General features: G+C 72.4%; 13 protein-coding genes. 11 read left to right on the plus strand and 2 right to left on the minus strand.

The window, feature by feature from the left end; translation table 11 throughout:
- The first annotated feature begins 43 nt into the window (after positions 1-43).
- The 9 genes from IF17_RS0118145 to IF17_RS0118185 all read left to right on the plus strand — a co-directional run bounded on the left by IF17_RS0118145 (position 44) and on the right by IF17_RS0118185 (position 15,703).
- A complete protein-coding gene (locus tag IF17_RS0118145) occupies positions 44-850 on the plus strand; it encodes a TIGR03084 family metal-binding protein (protein WP_030567183.1) in 807 nt (268 codons plus the stop codon).
- Positions 847-2,577, plus strand: coding sequence for an acyclic terpene utilization AtuA family protein (locus IF17_RS0118150; RefSeq protein WP_030567185.1), 1,731 nt, complete (start codon positions 847-849; stop codon positions 2,575-2,577). The genes IF17_RS0118145 and IF17_RS0118150 overlap by 4 nt, the downstream gene beginning before the upstream one ends.
- The gene (locus IF17_RS0118155; RefSeq protein WP_030567186.1) at positions 2,574-4,172 is read left to right on the plus strand and encodes an acyl-CoA carboxylase subunit beta; all 1,599 of its coding nucleotides are present in this window, start codon (positions 2,574-2,576) and stop codon (positions 4,170-4,172) included. Before IF17_RS0118150 ends, IF17_RS0118155 begins: the two co-directional genes overlap by 4 nt.
- A gap of 7 nt (positions 4,173-4,179) precedes the next feature.
- Positions 4,180-6,192: an ATP-binding protein gene (locus IF17_RS0118160; RefSeq protein WP_030567188.1), complete on the plus strand. Its 2,013-nt coding sequence runs from the start codon at positions 4,180-4,182 to the stop codon at positions 6,190-6,192.
- Positions 6,189-7,373, plus strand: coding sequence for an acyl-CoA dehydrogenase family protein (locus tag IF17_RS0118165; protein WP_030567190.1), 1,185 nt, complete (start codon positions 6,189-6,191; stop codon positions 7,371-7,373). Before IF17_RS0118160 ends, IF17_RS0118165 begins: the two co-directional genes overlap by 4 nt.
- A 141-nt stretch (positions 7,374-7,514) precedes the next feature.
- Entirely contained in the window at positions 7,515-9,107 is a 1,593-nt protein-coding gene (locus tag IF17_RS0118170; protein ID WP_030567192.1) for a 4-coumarate--CoA ligase family protein, read from the plus strand.
- Positions 9,104-9,838, plus strand: coding sequence for an enoyl-CoA hydratase family protein (locus IF17_RS0118175; protein WP_030567194.1), 735 nt, complete (start codon positions 9,104-9,106; stop codon positions 9,836-9,838). The genes IF17_RS0118170 and IF17_RS0118175 overlap by 4 nt, the downstream gene beginning before the upstream one ends.
- A 22-nt stretch (positions 9,839-9,860) precedes the next feature.
- Positions 9,861-10,442, plus strand: a complete 582-nt coding sequence (locus IF17_RS0118180) for a TetR/AcrR family transcriptional regulator (protein ID WP_030567196.1) — start codon at positions 9,861-9,863, stop codon at positions 10,440-10,442.
- 215 nt (positions 10,443-10,657) lie between these two features.
- On the plus strand, positions 10,658-15,703 hold the full coding sequence (locus IF17_RS0118185) for a hypothetical protein (RefSeq protein ID WP_244890511.1): 5,046 nt from the start codon (positions 10,658-10,660) through the stop codon (positions 15,701-15,703).
- Positions 15,704-15,719: 16 nt separating this feature from the next.
- Here IF17_RS0118185 and IF17_RS1000000138975 read toward each other — a convergent pair whose 3' ends face one another.
- The gene (locus tag IF17_RS1000000138975) at positions 15,720-16,085 is read right to left on the minus strand and encodes a hypothetical protein (RefSeq protein WP_157851155.1); all 366 of its coding nucleotides are present in this window, start codon (positions 16,083-16,085) and stop codon (positions 15,720-15,722) included.
- Between the two features lie 687 nt (positions 16,086-16,772).
- On the opposite strand from IF17_RS1000000138975, the gene IF17_RS0118195 reads away from it, so the two are divergent.
- Both IF17_RS0118195 and IF17_RS0118200 read left to right on the plus strand, forming a co-directional pair.
- Entirely contained in the window at positions 16,773-17,153 is a 381-nt protein-coding gene (locus IF17_RS0118195) for a hypothetical protein (RefSeq protein ID WP_030567201.1), read from the plus strand.
- A gap of 260 nt (positions 17,154-17,413) precedes the next feature.
- Positions 17,414-17,890, plus strand: coding sequence for an NUDIX hydrolase (locus tag IF17_RS0118200; RefSeq protein ID WP_030567203.1), 477 nt, complete (start codon positions 17,414-17,416; stop codon positions 17,888-17,890).
- Here the strand turns inward: IF17_RS0118200 and IF17_RS0118205 are convergent.
- On the minus strand, positions 17,885-18,208 hold the full coding sequence (locus IF17_RS0118205; RefSeq protein ID WP_030567206.1) for a hypothetical protein: 324 nt from the start codon (positions 18,206-18,208) through the stop codon (positions 17,885-17,887). The two genes, IF17_RS0118200 and IF17_RS0118205, sit on opposite strands and share 6 nt — an antisense overlap.
- Positions 18,209-18,793 lie beyond the last annotated feature (585 nt).

Raw genomic sequence — 18,793 nt, forward strand, 5'->3', positions numbered from 1 at the left:
GCCATGCTCCTGGGCACCACACCCGGTCCCGAGGGGAGCGCACGTGTCCGATGTCGCAGCGGTGGTCGACGATCTGCGCGAGGAGAGCGACGAACTCGACGTACTGGTAAGTGCGTTGGAGCTGGACCGATGGCGTGGCCCGACCCCCGCCGAGGGCTGGACCGTCGCCCATCAGATCGCCCACCTCGCCTGGACCGACGAGGTCGCGCTGCTGGCGGCCACCGAGCCGGACCGGTTCGGCGACGAGGTGACCAAGGCGCTCGCCGCCCCCGAGGCCTTCGTCGACGAGGCCGCCGAGGCCCTGGTCGCCGCCCACGCCCCGGACGCCCTGCTCGCCCGGTGGCGGGACGGGCGGCAGCGGCTCGACATGGTGCTGAGGGACGCCCCCGCCGGGACCCGGATCCCCTGGTACGGGCCGCCGATGAGCGTCGCGTCCATGGCGACCGCCCGGCTCATGGAGACCTGGGCCCACGGCCAGGACATCGCCGACGCCCTCGGCGCCACCCGGACCCCCACCGCCCGGCTGCGGCACGTCGCGCGGATCGGCGTACGGGCCCGGAACTACGCCTACGCGGTACGGGGCATCGCGGCGCCCGAGACCGAGTTCCGCGTCGAACTGCACACGCCGGAGGGGGAGTTGATCGCGTACGGCCCCGAGGGCGCCGCCCAGCGCGTCACCGGCCCGCTGCTCGACTTCTGCCTCCTGGTCACCCAGCGCGCCCACCGCACCGACCTCGCCGTCACCGCCGAGGGGCGCGACGCGGACCAGTGGCTCTCCATCGCCCAGGCCTTCGCCGGACCCCCCGGACCGGGCCGACTGCCGCGCGCGGAGCGGGACGGGCTCCGATGAACGACGCCCCCGCCCCCGCGCCCCTCCGCATCGGCAACGCCTCCGGCTTCTACGGCGACCGCTTCGACGCCGTCCGCGAGATGCTCACCGGCGGCCCCCTCGACGTCCTCACCGGCGACTACCTCGCCGAGCTGACCATGCTCATCCTCGGCCGCAGCCGCCTCAAGGACCCCGAGAAGGGGTACGCCGCCACCTTCCTGCGCCAGCTCGAAGAAGGGCTCGGCCTCGCCCACGAGCGCGGGGTGAAGATCGTCACCAACGCCGGCGGCCTCAACCCCGCCGGACTTGCCGACGCGGTAAGGAAGTTGGCGGCCAAGGTCGGGGTCCCGGTCACCGTCGCCCACGTCGAGGGCGACAGCCTGCCCGTGCCCGACGGCTTCCTCACCGCCAACGCCTACCTCGGCGGCGCCGGGATCGCCGCCTGCCTGCGGGCCGGGGCCGACATCGTGGTCACCGGCCGGGTCACCGACGCGGCCCTCGTCACCGGCCCGGCCGCCGCCCACTTCGGCTGGGGGCCGGACGACCTGGACGCGCTCGCGGGAGCCGTGGTCGCCGGGCATGTGCTGGAGTGCGGTACGCAGGCGACCGGCGGGAACTACGCCTTCTTCGGGGACCACGACGTGCGCCGCCCCGGATTCCCCCTCGCCGAGATTCACGCCGACGGCTCGTCCGTGATCACCAAGCACGACGGAACGGGGGGCGTCGTCGACGTCGGCACGGTCACCGCCCAACTCCTCTACGAGACCGGGGGAGCCCGGTACGCCGGCCCCGACGTCACCGCCCGCCTCGACACCGTACGGCTCACGCCCGACGGCCCGGACCGGGTCCGTATCGACGGGGTACGCGGCGAGGCCCCGCCGCCCACCCTCAAGGCCGGGCTCACCCGGCTCGGCGGCTGGCGCAACGAGGTGGTCTTCGTCCTCACGGGCCTGGACATCGAGGCCAAGGCCCGCCTGGTGAAGGGCCAGTTCGCCGACGCCCTGGAACGGGGCGGCGCCCGCCCGCCCGCAGACGTCCGCTGGGAGCTGGCCCGCACCGACCACCCCGACGCCGACACCGAGGAGCGGGCCAGCGCCCTGCTCCGGCTCGTCGTCCGCGACCAGGACGCCGACGCGGTGGGCCGAGCCGTCTCCGGGGCCGCCGTCGAACTGGCCCTCGGCAGCTACCCGGGCTTCCACGTCACCGCCCCGCCCGGAAAGGGCGCGCCCTACGGGGTGTTCGAGGCGGTCTACGTACCGGCGGGAGAGGTCGAGCACACCGCCGTACTGCCGGACGGGGGTCCGGAGATCGTAGAACCACCTTGCGAAACACGGGAGTTGGCCGACGTCGACGAACCGCCGCTCCCCGCTCCGTATCCCGTGGGCCCCACCCGCCGCGCCCCCCTCGGCCTCATCGCGGGTGCCCGCAGCGGCGACAAGGGCGGCGACGCCAACGTGGGTGTCTGGGTGCGCGACGACGACGCCTGGCGGTGGCTGGCCCATGAGCTGACCGTCGAGCGGTTCCGCCAACTCCTCCCGGAGACAGCCGAACTGACCGTCGTACGCCATGTCCTGCCCAACCTGCGCGCCCTGAACTTCACCGTCCACGGCCTCCTCGGGGAGGGCGTCGCCGCGCAGGCCCGGTTCGACCCGCAGGCCAAGGCGGTGGGGGAGTGGCTGCGGTCGCGGTGGCTGCCCATCCCCGCCGGACTGCTCGAAGGTATCGATGGACCGGAGGTGTCCGCATGACCGTCCTGCCCACCGGGCTCGACACCAACAGCCCTGAATACCAAGCACATCGGGCCACCATGCTGGCCAAGCTCACCGAGCTGGAGGCCGAGCACGCCAAGGCGCTCGCGGGCGGCGGTGAGAAGTATGTGACCCGCCACCGCAAGCGCGGCAAACTCCCGGCGCGCGAGCGGATCGAGCTGCTGGTCGATCCCGACACCCCGTTCCTGGAGCTGTCGCCGCTGGCCGCCTGGGGGAGCGATTACGCGGTCGGCGCCTCGCTGATCACGGGTATCGGGGTGGTGGAGGGCGTGGAGTGCCTGATCACCGCCAACGACCCGACCGTACGCGGCGGGGCCTCGAACCCGTGGACCCTGAAGAAGGCCCTGCGCGCCAACGAGATCGCCTTCGCCAACCGGCTCCCTTGCATCAGCCTGGTCGAGTCGGGCGGCGCCGATCTGCCCTCCCAGAAGGAGATATTCATCCCGGGCGGGGCGCTGTTCCGGGACATCACCCGGCTCTCGGCGGCCGGAATCCCCACCGTGGCCGTGGTGTTCGGCAACTCGACCGCCGGAGGCGCGTACGTCCCCGGCATGTCCGACCACGCCGTGATGATCCGGGAACGGTCCAAGGTCTTCCTCGGCGGACCACCGCTGGTGAAGATGGCGACCGGCGAGGAAAGCGACGACGAGTCCCTCGGCGGGGCCGAGATGCACGCCCGTACGTCGGGGCTCGCCGACCACTTCGCCGTCGACGAGCAGGACGCGATCCGGCAGGCCCGGCGCATCGTGTCCCGCTTCAACTGGCGCAAGGCGCACGCCGATCCGGGGCCCGCCGAGCCGCCGAAGTACGACGAGGACGAGCTGCTCGGGATCGTGCCGGGCGACCTGAAGGTGCCCTTCGACCCGCGAGAGGTGATCGCCCGGCTGGTCGACGGCTCGGACTTCGACGCGTTCAAGCCGCTGTACGGGACGAGCCTGGTCACGGGGTGGGCGCGGCTGCACGGGTATCCGGTGGGGATCCTCGCCAACGCGCAGGGGGTGCTGTTCAGCGAGGAGTCGCAGAAGGCCGCCCAGTTCATCCAGCTCGCCAATCAGCGCGACATTCCGCTGCTCTTCCTCCACAACACCACCGGCTACATGGTCGGCAAGGAGTACGAGCAGGGCGGCATCATCAAGCACGGCGCGATGATGATCAACGCTGTCGCCAACTCCAAGGTCCCGCATCTGTCGGTCCTCATGGGCGCCTCGTACGGGGCGGGGCACTACGGGATGTGCGGGCGCGCCTACGACCCGCGCTTCCTCTTCGCCTGGCCGAGCAGCAAGTCCGCCGTGATGGGGCCGCAGCAGCTCGCGGGTGTGCTGTCGATCGTGGCCCGCGCGTCGGCCGCCGCGAAGGGGATGCCGTACGACGACGAGGCGGACGCCGGGCTGCGCGCCATGGTGGAGCAGCAGATCGAGGCGGAGTCGCTGCCGATGTTCCTGTCCGGGCGGCTGTACGACGACGGGGTGATCGACCCGCGCGACACCCGGACCGTGCTCGGGATGTGCCTGTCCGCGATCCACACCGCACCGGTCGAGGGCGCCCGCGGCGGCTTCGGCGTCTTCCGGATGTGAGGCCCAGATGACCATTGCCACTCTGCTCGTCGCCAACCGGGGCGAGATCGCCTGCCGGATCTTCCGCACCTGCCGTGACCTGGGCATCACCACGGTCGCCGTGTACTCCGACGCGGACGCCGACGCCCTTCACGTACGGGAGGCCGACCTCGCCGTGCGCCTGCCGGGCTCCGCCCCCGCCGACACCTATCTGCGCGGCGACCTCGTCGTGGCCGCCGCGCTGGCCGCCGGGGCGGACGCCGTGCACCCCGGCTACGGCTTCCTCTCCGAGAACGCCGCGTTCGCTGCCGCCGTGCAGGACGCGGGGCTGACGTGGGTGGGTCCGCCGGTCAAGGCCATCGAGCTGATGGCGTCCAAGACCCGGGCCAAGGAGCTGATGGCGGGGGCCGGGGTGCCGCTGCTGGCCCCGGTGGACCCGGCCACGGCGGGCGCCGACGACCTGCCGTTGCTGCTGAAGGCCGCGTCGGGCGGGGGCGGTCGCGGTATGCGCATCGTCCGCGAACTTGCGGCCCTGCCGGGCGAGTTGCTGGCGGCCGCCGCCGAAGCCGCGTCCGCCTTCGGGGACGGCGAGGTGTTCGCCGAGCCGTACGTGGAGCGGGGCCGGCACGTCGAGGTCCAGGTCATGGCGGACGCGTACGACACCGTGTGGGCGCTCGGGACCCGGGACTGCTCGCTCCAGCGCCGCCACCAGAAGGTCATCGAGGAGGCCCCGGCGCCCGGCCTGGAGGAGGGCCTGCGCACCCGGCTGCACGACGCGGCGGTGGCGGCGGCGCGGGCGGTGGGTTATCGGGGCGCGGGGACCGTGGAGTTCCTGGTCTCGGCGGAGGGCCGGCCGTACTTCCTGGAGATGAACACCCGCCTCCAGGTCGAACACCCGGTGACGGAAGCCGTGTTCGGGGTGGACCTGGTCGCGCTGCAACTGCGGGTGGCGGAGGGGGAGCCGCTGCCCGCCCCGGCGCCTCCGTCGGCGTCGGGCCATGCCGTCGAGGCCCGGCTCTACGCCGAGGACCCCGCGCGCGACTGGCAGCCGCAGACCGGAGCACTGCTCACGCTGGAGGTGCCGGACGGGCCCGGCCTGCGCCTGGACACGGGATACGTCGGGGGTGACACCATCGGCGTCCACTACGACCCGATGCTCGCCAAGGTCATCGCCCACGCCCCGACCCGCACCGAGGCGGTACGGCTGCTGGCCGGCGCCCTGGAGCGGGCCCGTATCCACGGCCCGGTCACCAACCGCGCCCTGCTCGTACGGTCGTTGCGCCACCCGGACTTCGTGGCGGCCCGGCTCGACACCGGCTTCTACGACCGGCACCTGGCCGACCTGACCACCCCCGGAGCCAGTGCCACCGCCCCGGGAGCCGGTGACCCCGCCACCGCCGCCCTCGCCGCCGCCCTCGCGGAAGCCGTACGCGCCACGACCACCCCAGGCCCCGCCCCCACTCCCACCCGCTTCGGCGCCTGGCGCAACGTCCCCTCGCAGCCCCAGCTCAAGCGCTACCGCAGCGAACCGGACGGCACCGAGCACGAGATCGCCTACCGCACCCCGCGCACCGGCACCCCGGAACCGTACGACGCCCCCGGCGTCCGGGTCCTGACCGCCACCCCGGACCGGGTCACGCTCGAACTCGATGGCGTGACGCGGCACTTCAGCCTGATGCGGGACCGCGACCGGGTGTACGTGGACACCGCCGGAGCCTCGTACACCTTCACCGCCCTGCCCCGCTTCACCGACCCCGCCACCCAGACCGACCCCGGCTCCCTCCTCGCCCCCATGCCCGGCACCGTCGTCCGCCTGGCGGAGGGCCTGGCGGCCGGGGCTGCGGTCGAGGCGGGGCAGCCGCTGATCTGGCTGGAGGCGATGAAGATGGAGCACCGCATCCTCGCCCCCGCCTCCGGCACCCTCACCGCCCTGCACGCCGCCCCCGGCGACCAGGTCGAGGTGGGCGCCCTGCTCGCCGTGGTCCAGGAGGACCTGGACGCCACCCCCGTACCCGCATCCGTACCGGAGGAGACCGCATGAGCACCGTCCGTACCGCCGTCCTCGAAACCGAAGAGCACCAGGCGCTCCGCGCCGCCGTCGCCGCCCTCGGAAAGCGCTACGGGCGCGACTACATGACCACTGTCATCCGCGAGGGCTCCCACACCCACGAGCTGTGGGCGGAGGCGGCGAAGCTCGGCTACCTCGGCGTGAACCTTCCCGAGGAGTACGGAGGCGGGGGCGGCGGCATGGCCGAACTCTCCATCGTCCTGGAGGAGTTGGGGGCGGCCGGTTCGCCGCTCCTCATGATGATCGTGTCACCCGCGATCTGCGGCACAGTCATCGCTCGTTTCGGCACCGACGAACAGAAGCGGAAGTGGCTGCCGGGCCTCGCCGACGGCACCCTCACCATGGCTTTCGGGATCACCGAACCGGACGCCGGGTCCAACTCCCACCGCATCACCACCACCGCCCGCCGCGACGGCACGGGACCGGACGCCGACTGGGTCCTCACCGGCCGCAAGGTCTTCGTGTCGGGTGTGGACATAGCCGACGCGACCCTGATCGTGGGTCGCACCGAGGACGCCCGGTCCGGCAAGCTCAAGCCCTGCCTCTTCATCGTGCCGCGCGACGCGGAGGGCTTCGGCCGGAACCAGATCGACATGGAACTCCACGCCCCCGAGAAGCAGTTCGAGCTGGTCCTGGACGACGTACGGCTGCCCGCCGACGCCCTGGTCGGCGACGAGGACGCAGGTCTGCTCCAGCTCTTCGCGGGGCTGAACCCCGAGCGGATCATGACGGCCGCGTTCGGGATCGGGATGGGCCGGTTCGCGCTGGGCAAGGCCGTCGAGTACGCCCGTACGCGTCAGGTCTGGAAGGCCCCGATCGGCGCCCACCAGGCCATCGCGCACCCGCTCGCCACCGCGCACATCGACCTGGAGCTGTCGCGCCTGATGATGCAGAAGGCCGCCCGGCTCTACGACGACGGCGACGACATCGGGGCGGGCGAGGCGGCGAACATGGCGAAGTACGCGGCCGGCGAGGCCTGCGTGAAGGCCGTCGACCAGGCGGTGCACACGCTCGGCGGCAACGGCCTGACACGCGAATACGGGCTCGCCTCCCTGATCACCGCATCCCGGGTGGCCCGGATCGCGCCGGTCAGCCGGGAGATGATCCTGAACTACGTCTCGCACCAGTCGCTCGGTCTGCCGAAGTCGTACTAGAGCCCGTTGGGAATGAAGCCCGTCCGACCTCTCCCCCTTTCCCACCCGCAGGGGCGATTCTGACTCTCCACACCCGCACGGCGTCCCGCGCCCGCCCCTGGCGGGCGGCGCGGGCCACCGCGACGACAGGGGTTGACTGCCATGGTGTTCCGCAGCGAGTACGCAGACGTTCCGGCCCTCGATGTGCCCATCCACGAAGCGGTCCTCGGCGAGGCGGCCGGGTTCGGTGACACGGTCGCCCTGATCGACGGGACGAACGGCATGTCCCTCACGTACGCCCAACTCGACGGATTCCACCGGCGGATCGCCGCCGCACTCGCCGAGGCCGGGCTCAGGAAGGGCGATGTGCTCGCCCTGCACAGCCCGAACACCATCGCGTACCCGGCGGTCTTCTACGGCGCGACGCGCGCCGGCGCCTCCGTCACGACGGTCCACCCGCTGGCGACGGCCGAGGAGTTCGCCAAGCAGCTGGCCGACAGCGGGGCGAAGTGGATCGTGACCGTCTCCCCGCTCCTGGAGACGGCCCGCCGGGCGGCCGAACTGACCGGCGGCGTCCAGGAGATCTACGTCTGCGACCAGGCGCCGGCCTCGGAGGGCCACACCTCCATCCTGGACATGCTCTCCTCCACCGCCCCCGAACCGTCCGTCGCCATCGACCCCGGCGAGGACGTGGCGGCGCTCCCGTACAGCTCCGGCACGACGGGCACGCCCAAGGGCGTGATGCTGACGCACCGGTCGATCGGGACGAACCTGGAGCAGCTGAGACCGTTCATCCCGATGGGGGAGGGCGACCGGATCCTGGCGGTCCTGCCCTTCTTCCACATCTACGGGCTCACCGCCCTCATGAACGCCCCCCTCCGCTGCGGCTCCACCGTCGTCGTCCTCCCCCGCTTCGACCTGGCGCAGTTCCTGGAGGCCATCCAGACCCACCGCATCACCGGCCTGTACGTGGCCCCGCCGATCGTGCTGGCGCTGGCCAAGCACCCGCTGGTGGGGGAGTACGACCTGACCTCGCTCCGGTACATCGTCAGCGCCGCCGCCCCGCTCGACGCCGAGCTGGCGGAGGCGTGTTCGACCCGGCTGGGGCTCCCGCCGGTCCGGCAGGCGTACGGGATGACGGAGCTGTCGCCGGGGACGCATGTGGTGCCGCTCTCCGTGGCGGAGCCGCCGGCGGGCACGGTGGGCAAGCTGCTGCCGAACACCGAGATGCGGATCGTGTCGCTGGAGGACCCGTCGCGGGACGCGGAGCCGGGGGCGGACGGCGAGATCCTGATCCGCGGGCCGCAGGTGATGAAGGGGTACCTGGGCCGTCCGGACGCCACTGCCGACATGATCGACGCGGACGGCTGGGTGCACACGGGGGACGTCGGCCGGGCCGACGAGGACGGCTGGCTGTACGTCGTCGACCGGGTGAAGGAGCTGATCAAGTACAAGGGGTACCAGGTCGCCCCGGCCGAGCTGGAGGCCCTGCTGCTGACCCATGAGCAGGTGGCGGACGCGGCGGTGATCGGGGTGTACGACGCCGAGGGCAACGAGGTCCCGAAGGCGTTCCTGGTCCGGGGACCGGGGGCGGACGGGCTGACGGAGGACGACGTCATGACGTACGTCGCCGAGCGGGTCTCCCCGTACAAGAAGGTGCGGCAGGCCGAGTTCATCGGAGCCGTCCCCCGGGCGGCGTCCGGCAAGATCCTCCGGCGCGAGCTGCGCGACCGGGAGAAGACGGAGGAACAGTGACGCTGATCGCCACATCCCGGGAGCGGGGCATCGCGACCCTGACGCTGGACTCCCCGGCCAACCGCAACGCGCTCTCGGCGCAGCTGGTGGCGGAGTTGCGGGATGCCTTGACGGCCTGCGCCGCCGACGACACCGTACGGGCGGTGGTGCTGGCCCACACCGGGTCGACGTTCTGCGCGGGGGCGGACCTGAAGGCGCCGCCGGACCCGGAGGCGTTCGTGGGCCTGATGCGGGACATCGTGGCGCTGCCGAAGCCGGTGGTGGCCCGGGTCGACGGGCATGTCCGGGCCGGAGGCCTCGGCCTGCTGGCCGCGTGCGACATCGCGGTGGCGGGCGAGGCGTCGTCCTTCGCGCTCACGGAATCGCGGCTGGGCCTGGCCCCGGCGGTCATCTCCCTGACGCTGCTGCCGCGCGTGGACCTTACGGCGGCGAACCGCTACTACCTCACGGGGGAGCGGTTCGACGGGGCGGAGGCGGCGCGGATCGGCCTGGTGACGCTGGCCGCCGAGGATGTGGACAAGGCCCTCGTCCCGGTCCTGGACGGACTCCGGCGGGCGTCACCGCAGGGGCTGGCCGCATCGAAGGAACTGGTCACGGCTACGGTGCTGAGGAGCTTCGACCAGTACGCCGAAGACCTCATCGCCCGCTCAGCGGAACTGTTCGCCTCCGAGGAGGCCAGGGAGGGGATGACGGCCTTCCTTGAACGACGGGACCCGGCATGGGTGCGGTGACAGTGCGGTGACGTCTTCCAGCGTGGCGAAATCGGTTCACGCCCCCAAGCAGGACCGCAGCCGGGCGACCCGGCAGCGGCTCCTGGAGGCGGCGGTGGCCTGCCTGGCCGAACACGGCTGGGCGGGGTCCACCGTCTCGGTCGTCGCCGAGCGGGCCGGGGTCTCGCGGGGCGCGGCCCAGCACCACTTCCCGACCCGCGAGGACCTGTTCACGGGGGCGGTGGAGTACGTGGCCGAGGAGCGCTCGGCCGCTCTGCGCGCGCTCCCCGTGCAGGGGCGCGCGGAGGTGGTCGCGGCGCTGGTGGACCTGTACACGGGGCCGCTGTTCCGGGCCGCGCTCCAGCTGTGGGTCGCCGCGTCGAACGAGGACCAGCTGCGCCCGCGCGTGACGGAGCTGGAGGCGCGGGTGGGCCGCGAGACCCACCGCATCGCGGTCGGACTCCTGGGCGCCGACGAGTCCCGCCCCGGCGCCCGCGAGACGGTCCAGGGACTGCTGGACATGGCCCGCGGCCTGGGCCTCGCCAACCTCCTCACCGACGACACCGCCCGGCGCGCGCGGGTGGTGGCGCAGTGGGCGGCGCTGGTGGAGGAGGGGCTGGGGTGAGGCCGACCGGCCTGGGCACGGACGTTCGGATGTACGGCAGTTGACGTACGGATGTGGAGTCGGCGGCGAATGGCCGTGAGGCTCGCGGATCGGGCGTGGGCTGCTCCGCCGCTGGCTACGTTGACGCTGTGCGCAGGCAGCAGCAGGGGTCGGGGAGCGACAGCGCGAGCGCGAGTGCGCGGGGGGCGTCCCGGGAAGCCGGGGAGGCGGCCCGCTTGTCGGTACTCCGCCCGGCCGGTCCCGGCGTCCTCAGCGACGGCCCCGGCGGCTTGCGGGCCATGCAGCAGACGCTGGGCAACGAGGCCACGGCGCGGGCGGTGCGCCGTGGGAAGCGCCCCGCGAACCGGCCTCCCGCCATCGACGAGCGCGCCGAACAGGGGCTCGTCCTGCCCCCGTACCTGATGGAGCTGGAGGCGGGCGGGCTCTCCACGGCGTACGGGCTGACCGGGCAGGAGTTCGTGGGCAGCGCGGTCGCGGCCGTCGTGGGGCACGGCGGCGGCACGGTGGCGGCCATCTCCGCCGAACTGGCCGGGCGCCCCGAGTCGTTCTTCGGCCGGGGGCGCGCGTTCGCGGTGGAGGGCGCGGAGGGAGGGCAGGGCGGACGGAACGGGCAGGGCGGCAACGGGTTCGACGTCACGGTGAGCATCGAGCCCGCGCCCGACGACCTGCCGCCCACCTTCCACCCGGCCGCCACCCTCGCGAGCGCCCCGCCGGACCCGGGCGGCGCGCCGCTCGCCGCGGTGGACGACGCCGAGGGCAAGGACACCAAGGTCGACGTCCAGCACAACAGCGGGACCACCGCGAGCAGTACGGTCGGCAACTCCTCCAGCACGGGCGCGGGCGGCACGGCGTTCGGGCTGGCCCCGGTCGCCCCGGGGCTGTGGCTGGGCGCCGCGGCGACGGGGAGCGTGCAGCCCTGGCAGTCCTCGCGGGACTCCCGCTCCCAGCGCGGGGTGGCCGAACCGCGGGTGCTGCGCAGCGACTCGGGCTCGGTGGAGGTGGCGCGCCGGGTGGTGTACGTCGTACGGGTACGGCGCCAGGAGGGCGGGGACGAGCAGGTCTTCCGGGGGACGGGAGGGCTCACCCAGCGAGTGCCCACCGAGCACCTGATCCCGGCGGGCACCGAACCCCTGCCCTCCTCCGGTGCCGGGGGGCAGGAGAGACCGGTGGACGCCGACCTGGCGCGGCGGGTCGCACTGGCGGACTCGCTGGCCCCGCTCGGCGTCTCCGACAGCGCAGGGCCGCACCAGGGCGGCGGCGGACTGTTCGACGCGGTCGCCTCCGTCCTGCACCCTTCGGTGACCGCGCCCGGCGCCCCCGGCCGCTCCCGGCTGTACGAGGCGACGGCCACCCCGACCGTGCTGGAGGACCTGCCCCGGCTACTGGGCGGCGACGGAGTCACCGGGGACGACCTGTACTCCAAGGACGGCAGCAGCGCGGGCAGTTACCGCATGCGGGCCGTGGTCACCGGACTGACCCCCGCGTGGGGCACCGGGAAGACCCAGTTGCGTACCCACCAGCAGGCGCAGCACACGGCCACCGAGTCGGCGGGCAAGGGACGCTCCGTCGCGGGCGGGATCGGCCCGGCGATCGGGGTCGGGGCCGCCGCCAACGCGGCAGTGGTACGGGCCACCGCGATGCCGGTCGCCGCGGCCCGCAAGGCCCGGTTCAGCGTGAACGAGCAGACCGTCTCCAGCCGGCAGGGGGCGGAGGTGCGGGGCGAGAAGGTGCTGTACCGGGGGACGGTGCAGTTCACCGTGGAGGGCACAGGGCCCCGGTCGGTCCGGGCGATCCTGCGCCCGGAGGCACGGGTGGCCACGCACGCGCTGCGGGTCTGGATCAGCCTGCGGGCGGACGAGGCGAGGGAGTTGGGGCTGCCGTTGCCGCAGGGCGTGGAGGCGGGCGAGTTCATCAAGCAGCCCGAGGCCGGGGCGGAGGAACGCCACCTGCCCTTCGGCGCGACGGGTTCGAGCGTGACGCTGGGCCGCCTCGACACGGCTCCCATGATGAAGGCCGTACGGGAGCTGTTTGCCACGGATCCACGACTGACCGGCTACCTGCCGGCCTTCGGCGCCACGCCTCCTCCCGCCGACCTCAGCCGGGAGGAGGAAGAGGCGCAGCGAGCCAACGACCGCGAGCTGATGGCCGCCCTCTCCGAGGCCAACCTACGGGTGAACAAAGACCAGTTGTTGTCCACGGGCATCCGGGTCCGGCTGCGCCGCAAGACCGCGATGCACGCGCACGACGTTCAGCTGCGGGTGCACGGAACGATGGGCGAGGCGCACCACCTCGGCGAGATCGACGACTGGTTGGTACGCGCTCACGCGGGGGTGGCGGCCAACGCACAGACCGGCCGCAGCAGTTCGCGCTCGATCGGCGGCATGGTGCTGGCCCAGGCACGGCTGATCCCCGGAGTCCTGACCGGCTCGGCCCGCTACGAGCGGCAGAGCTCCGGCACGCGCCGTAACCAGGCCGGCCCCACGACCCGTACCGACGTCCTCACCAACGGCTCGGAGAAGGCGAGCGCGTTCGGGGCGGCGCTGCGGCTGAACGTGGACGTCACCATGACCTCGCGGCAGCGCAAGCTGGCCCGTGCGGTCACCCCGGGGGGCCCGGGCCGGGATGTGCCGGAGGCCAAGCTGCTGTCCGGGCTGCACATGGAGGAGCAGGACGTACGGCTGCTGACACCGTCCGAGTTCACCGTCGGCCCGGACGAGAAGGCGCGGCTGGACGCGGGCGCTGGCCAGGCCCCCGGCGCGGAGCGTCCGGTGACGGGCGCGGCGGGCATCGGCGACCTGGCGGGCCTGGCCCCGACGCCGACGGCCGGGCAGCTGGTACGGGACTGGCAGCTGGTGGAGACGATCGGCGACGGGCAGCCGGTGCGCGACCTCGCCCTGGCGCTGCTGTCCCGGGCCGCCGCGCGGGGCGAGGCGGGCCGCCGGGACGAGGCGCTGGGGACGGAAGGTCTGGCGCCCCGGCTGGCGGTGGAGGAGCGGTTCAGCCCGCGGGCGATCACGGCGTCGCTGCGGCAGGCGGCATCGTCGGGCTGGGTGGTGAGGAACCTGCGCTACCCACGCCGTATGGCGGCGCTGAACGGCGCGGTAGGCACGCGACTGGCTCTCTCCTCACCCCAGTTGGTGCACGAGGCGGCGGGCCCAGGCACGGAGACGTTCATCCTGGGCGGCCACCAGGCGGGCGGACAGCAGGGGGAGAGCACCTCCACCACAGTGCAGGCCGGAGCCACCCTCGTACAGAACGGCCCGGAATGGCGGGTCGGCGAAGGCCTGTCGGCGTCCTGGTCGACGAGTACGGGCGACACGGAGGCGGCCACGGTCTCGGGATCGGTGGAGCGCAACGCCCACACACCGAAGAAGGCCCCGCTCTACCTGGTCCGGTGCGATCTGCTCGTCACGATGGTGGCGGAGGTCAAGGTGACGGGCGGCGGCCCGTACGTGGCGGGCTCGGCCCGGACCCTGCCGGGCGCGGCGGCGGTGTGGCTGACGGCGGAGCAGTTGCGGGCGGCGGGGGCGGACCTGCCGGAGTCGGCGCGGAAGGCGCTGAAGCTGGAGAGGCCGCGGCCGGAGAACAGGCCCACGACCAGCCGGGCGGAGGGCTCGGGAGGCGGCACGCAGACCCCGGCGAGGGAGGGTGTAGGCGCTACCGGTGGTGGGCCTTCCCGCCCGGGCCCGGGACTCTCCCGCGACCTCCCGCTGGGCTTCGGCATGATCGAGGACCTGCCGGACTTCGTTCCCTTGCTGGACGGCCTGCGCGGCAATCTCGCGACCACCGGCCGCCAGGACCTGGCCGACGATCTCCTGCCCCGTCAGCAGCTCCGGGACCGTAACGACAATGTGCAGCGCCTGCTGCGGGTCCTGGACCGGGACGGCTCGGCCGGCCTGCTGGCGAGCGCCATGGACGGCGGGGTCACGGTGGAGCTGCTGGACGGCCGGAGGACGCCGTACTGGGCGGTGTTCAAGGTGGTCCGCAGCGGCGACGGGGTGAGGGAGGGCGAGGCGGACGACGGCCGGGACATGGAGTACATCACCTCGGCGGCCGCCCAGCAGGCCACCTCGCACGACGAGGGCGAGAGCACCGGAGTGGAGGGCGTCCTCGCGGGCTCCGGCAAACCGGACGGCGGGGTGGGCCAGTTGAAGAGTGTCGGCGGGGTGGCCGGCCTCGGCCTCGGGTCGGGCTCCGGACGCCGCAGGGGCGGGGCGGCACGCGGCCAGCTGGGCATGAAGACGGTGGCGGAGGCGAAGACGGCGAAGTCGGCGAAGGTGCGGGTGCCGATCGTGGCGAGCCTCGAACTCCACCAGGGGGAGGGCCGTTTGGCGATGGCGGGCTCAGGCCGCACGTCACTCGTCCACCGCATCCTGGAGAGCGACCTGACAGCCCTGCGCCGGGTGACCACCCCACGCCGCGCCCCACGCCCCGCCCCGGGCGCCCCGACCGGCGGCCAGGCGGGGCTGGGTACTTGGCGTGCGGCAGGGGTCCCGCTCCCGATGGAGGCCCAGGCGAACGGCTTCCAGGGGGCGCCACGCGTAAGGGAGTTGGTGAACGCGACGGTACGGGCGGCAGGCGGCGACGACCGCTTCCGCGAGAAGGGCCAGGCTGCCGCGTACACGCTGGGCGAGGCGGTCTCCACCGAGTGGCTGATCGCGGCCCTGCCCCTGCTCACCAACGCCGGCGCGGAGCTGCCCCCGGTGCACGCGAGCGGTGCGAAGGGCCAGGACCTGAACGCCTCGGTGCACGCGCGGCTACGAGCGGGCCGGGTCCTGGGCACCGGAGACAAGATGACGTTCGAGACGGCGGCCCAGAGCCACCTGGGCGCCCCTCGCCCCACCCAGACGGACGGCCAGAGCGCGGCCGAACAGAGCAGACAGGCCCGAGGCCTCCTGGGCGCCGGAGTCCTCAACGCCGACGAATTCCGCCTCAACCAGCTGATGGGCAACACGGGCGGTTCGGGCTCGGCCACCGGCGCGGCGACGAACGCGGCGGGCTCGATGCCGCTGCACAAGCCGAAATTCTCCTCGGTCCTGATTCAATTCACCCTGGACATACGGGTGGTGGCCCGCGTGACGGACCGCGTACGCACGTCCAACACCCAGGTGGCGGAACGCGACCTGACCCTCCCGACCCCGGTGGTGATCCGCATGCCCCTCCCGGTGGCGGGCCGCCTGCTGGCCGCCCACCCGACGGAGATCGCGGACCCGCACGACCGCCTGGGCCTGCGGACGGGTGCGGTACCGCCGGGTCCGTGAGCACGCTGCGGTGCGACTACGGCTGATCCCCCTGGAGGGAGAAACCCTCCGCCGAGACGAGCCCCTTGACCGGGTCGGCACGGAAGCGGGCCACCCAGGCCACGGGTTCGCAGTTCGGCCCGTTGGGCCGTTTCTCGGTCAACTGGGCCTGCGCGGTGTCCGTGACCACGCTGTCGCCCTTCACCGGGGTCACGGTCAGCTCGACCGGCAGCTTCCTGCCCCCGATGTCCTGCGGAAGCCGCACCGACGCCATCCCGATCGGATCGCTAGGGTCGCCGGACGCGCGCTCTTCGCAGGATCCGTCCACACAGACCCGGATGGTCGCTCCGCCGGACCCCTTGAAGTCGGCCGGCCGCCAGACGACGGAGACGCCTGAGTCCATGCCGATGAGGGTGCACATGCGGTCCTGCTGACCCGAGCACCCGCCCAACGAGGCGACGACGAGCAGACAAAGAACCACCTTGCCCACGCCGACCCGTCGCCAGGGAGCCCGCGAGTCCGGACCGGTCAAGCCCGATATCGCTGATCCCGAGGCGGCACGAGGACCCAAGGAGCCCTCTGCTCCTGCGCCCTCCTCCGCCTCCCCCACCGCCATCGACGCCGCGTTCCGCATACGCCCTGCCCTTCCCCCCAAGTGCGCGGACGGGCCCACCCGAGTCACGGGCCCTGACGCGCGTACCTTCGATCGTCGCCGGGACCTGCTTCGTGGCGAAGACCGTGCCCTAGTTGTACTTGACTGCGGCGAGGGCTCCGCAGCCGGAGGAGCAACCCCGCGAGCGCGGGGACCACAGCCTGCCAGGGCGGTGCGGTCGTCTGTCCGGCGTCGTCCCGGATGCCGATTCCGCCGCTGTGGAGGGGGTGGCAGAATTGTAGCGATGCGGGCCCACAGGTCGTCGGGCACGAGATCTCTGTTCACGTCGTGATCGTGGCGGAAGAAGTTTGACCGGCGTGTCTGTCACAGCGAACTCGTTTGATGAGTGTGAACGGACGGCAGGGATTCTGCAGCGCCCTGTGATCCGAAGCCCGGCTTCTTGCTACTTGCTCGTTTCTGAGACTGGGGTGGGCGAACGTGCTCGTGGTTCTTGTTCTGGCAGCCGGGGCTGTCGTGTGGGCGGTAGCGCTGCTGGTGTCTGACGTGCGGAGTCGGCAGCGGCGGATCTCTCTGGAGGTCCCGTGTTCCGGGTATGGGCAGGGCCGGTTCTCCTCGGATGAGACGCGTTACCACTTGGGGCCGGTGGTGCACGAAGGGCACGTGATAAAGGGCTCGCTGTACGGGAAGAAGTTGCGGATCTCAGTCGGCCAGGCCGTGAAGGTGGAGCTCGACCCGCGAGAGCCGGCCCGCATGTATCTGCCAGGCACCATGCCACTGTTCGCACACAAGGTGGCAGCCCTTTTGTACGGAGGGCTGGGAATCGTCCTGGTTGGGGCCGCGTTGGCGATCGGCATGTGAGCTCATCAGCAGGACGGTGCGCGGGTTGGACCGCGGCGGTACTCTGGCCATCACCTCCACGACGCGCTCCTGGCCGACTCTTCAAAGACGGCAGGCTCGGACACGTTTCCACCGAAAGCGGCGCAGACCTCGTCCGAGCCTGCAGACAACGTCTGGCTACGACGCCTCATTGCGAAACGGTCAGTCAAGGCATATTGAGCGGTAGGTCAACGCACCCCCAGTCCTGATCGACTTCTCGGCCACCGCATAGCGTCAGACCGGTGGATACAACGCACCGGCCCGCCGCCCGGGTCATCTGTCTGGACGCTGCTCATCGCCTGCTTCTTCTGCGCTGGCGTGACCCGTTCGACGGGACGCGGCTCTGGGAGCCGCCCGGTGGCGGTATCGAGCCCGGCGAGACGCCGCTGGCGACGGCACGACGAGAGCTGGCCGAGGAAACCGGACTCGATCCGGCTGCGGTGCTTGATCGGTCTGTGCCGGTCGACCGTGATGTTCAGTGGAACGGCAAGCGGTACATCGGGACGGAGCACCTCTTCGTTGCGCGGTTCACCGACGAGCAACCATCGCTGGTGCGGACCGGCCTGCTTTCCGATGAACAGGTCAACCTGGACACGTACGCCTGGATCGAGTGGTCGGACCTGACCTCGCTGCCGGACCCGGTTGAGCCTCCCCAGCTGCTGGCCGTGCTCGACGCCCTGCTGCCGGAGGGCCCGTGGGGTGAGCGGAATCGGTCATGAGGGATCGGTGAACGAGACCGGCGTGCCGGTGGCGCGGGCGTACGCGATCTCCCTGCTCGTGGACTCGCCGATATACCCGCCCGGATTGACGACCAGAACCCGGTCGGCCAGGTCGATCTTGCGCAGGTGGAGGGCGTCGAGCGCGTTCTTCTGCTCGGCGGTGATCGACCCCCCTGCTTCGGGATCCTCGGCACGCAGGAAGACACCTGGCGCGAGGACGATGACTCCCCCGAAGGTCAGATCACGATTGGCCGCGCTCATCTCGTCCACGAACCGGGTGGAGCCGCAGATGCAGACGATCTCAGGCCGGTCGGGCACGGCTCAGTCCTCCGGGGCGAACGGTAATCCGTCAGTGTGCGCGTAACGATCACAGACTGGCATACGCGCCACCGGGCCACGCAGCGAGCTGGACACCACGCGGCTGCACTGTCGCAGGCGGGAGGTGAGGCCCGTACGGGGAACGACGCTGCTTGACGCCGAAGTCCGGGACGCACCCGGCTCACCAGCCTCCTTGAGCAGCACGGCCTACGAGGAACGCCACGAGCGCGGAGGCGTCGAGAACCCGCACCTTCACGAACGCACCTCACGCATTTCGGCCAGGACGCGGCACACGTCGTCGGCGGTGACCTGCCCGCCTGCGGCGATTCCCCGTGCGTACTCGGCCGCTTCCTCCGGGGCAGCAAGGCCGCTTCGCCAACCAGAAGCTGGAGCAGGTAGGCCGACAGGGACTACGCCTAGCGGCTCTGTCGGCTGGTGGAGAGGCGTGAGCTGATCTGTCACTGCCGACCTCACACGGTTTTGAGAAGGTCTCGGAGGTTGGCCATGCGGGCCTCGATGTCGGCGGCCTCGGTGGGGTCGATGGGGGCTTGGTCGGTGTCGGGTTGGCGGGTGGTGCGGCAGGGG

The organism is Streptomyces cyaneofuscatus (assembly GCF_000718135.1).
Classification (GTDB): Bacteria; Actinomycetota; Actinomycetes; order Streptomycetales; family Streptomycetaceae; genus Streptomyces; species Streptomyces cyaneofuscatus.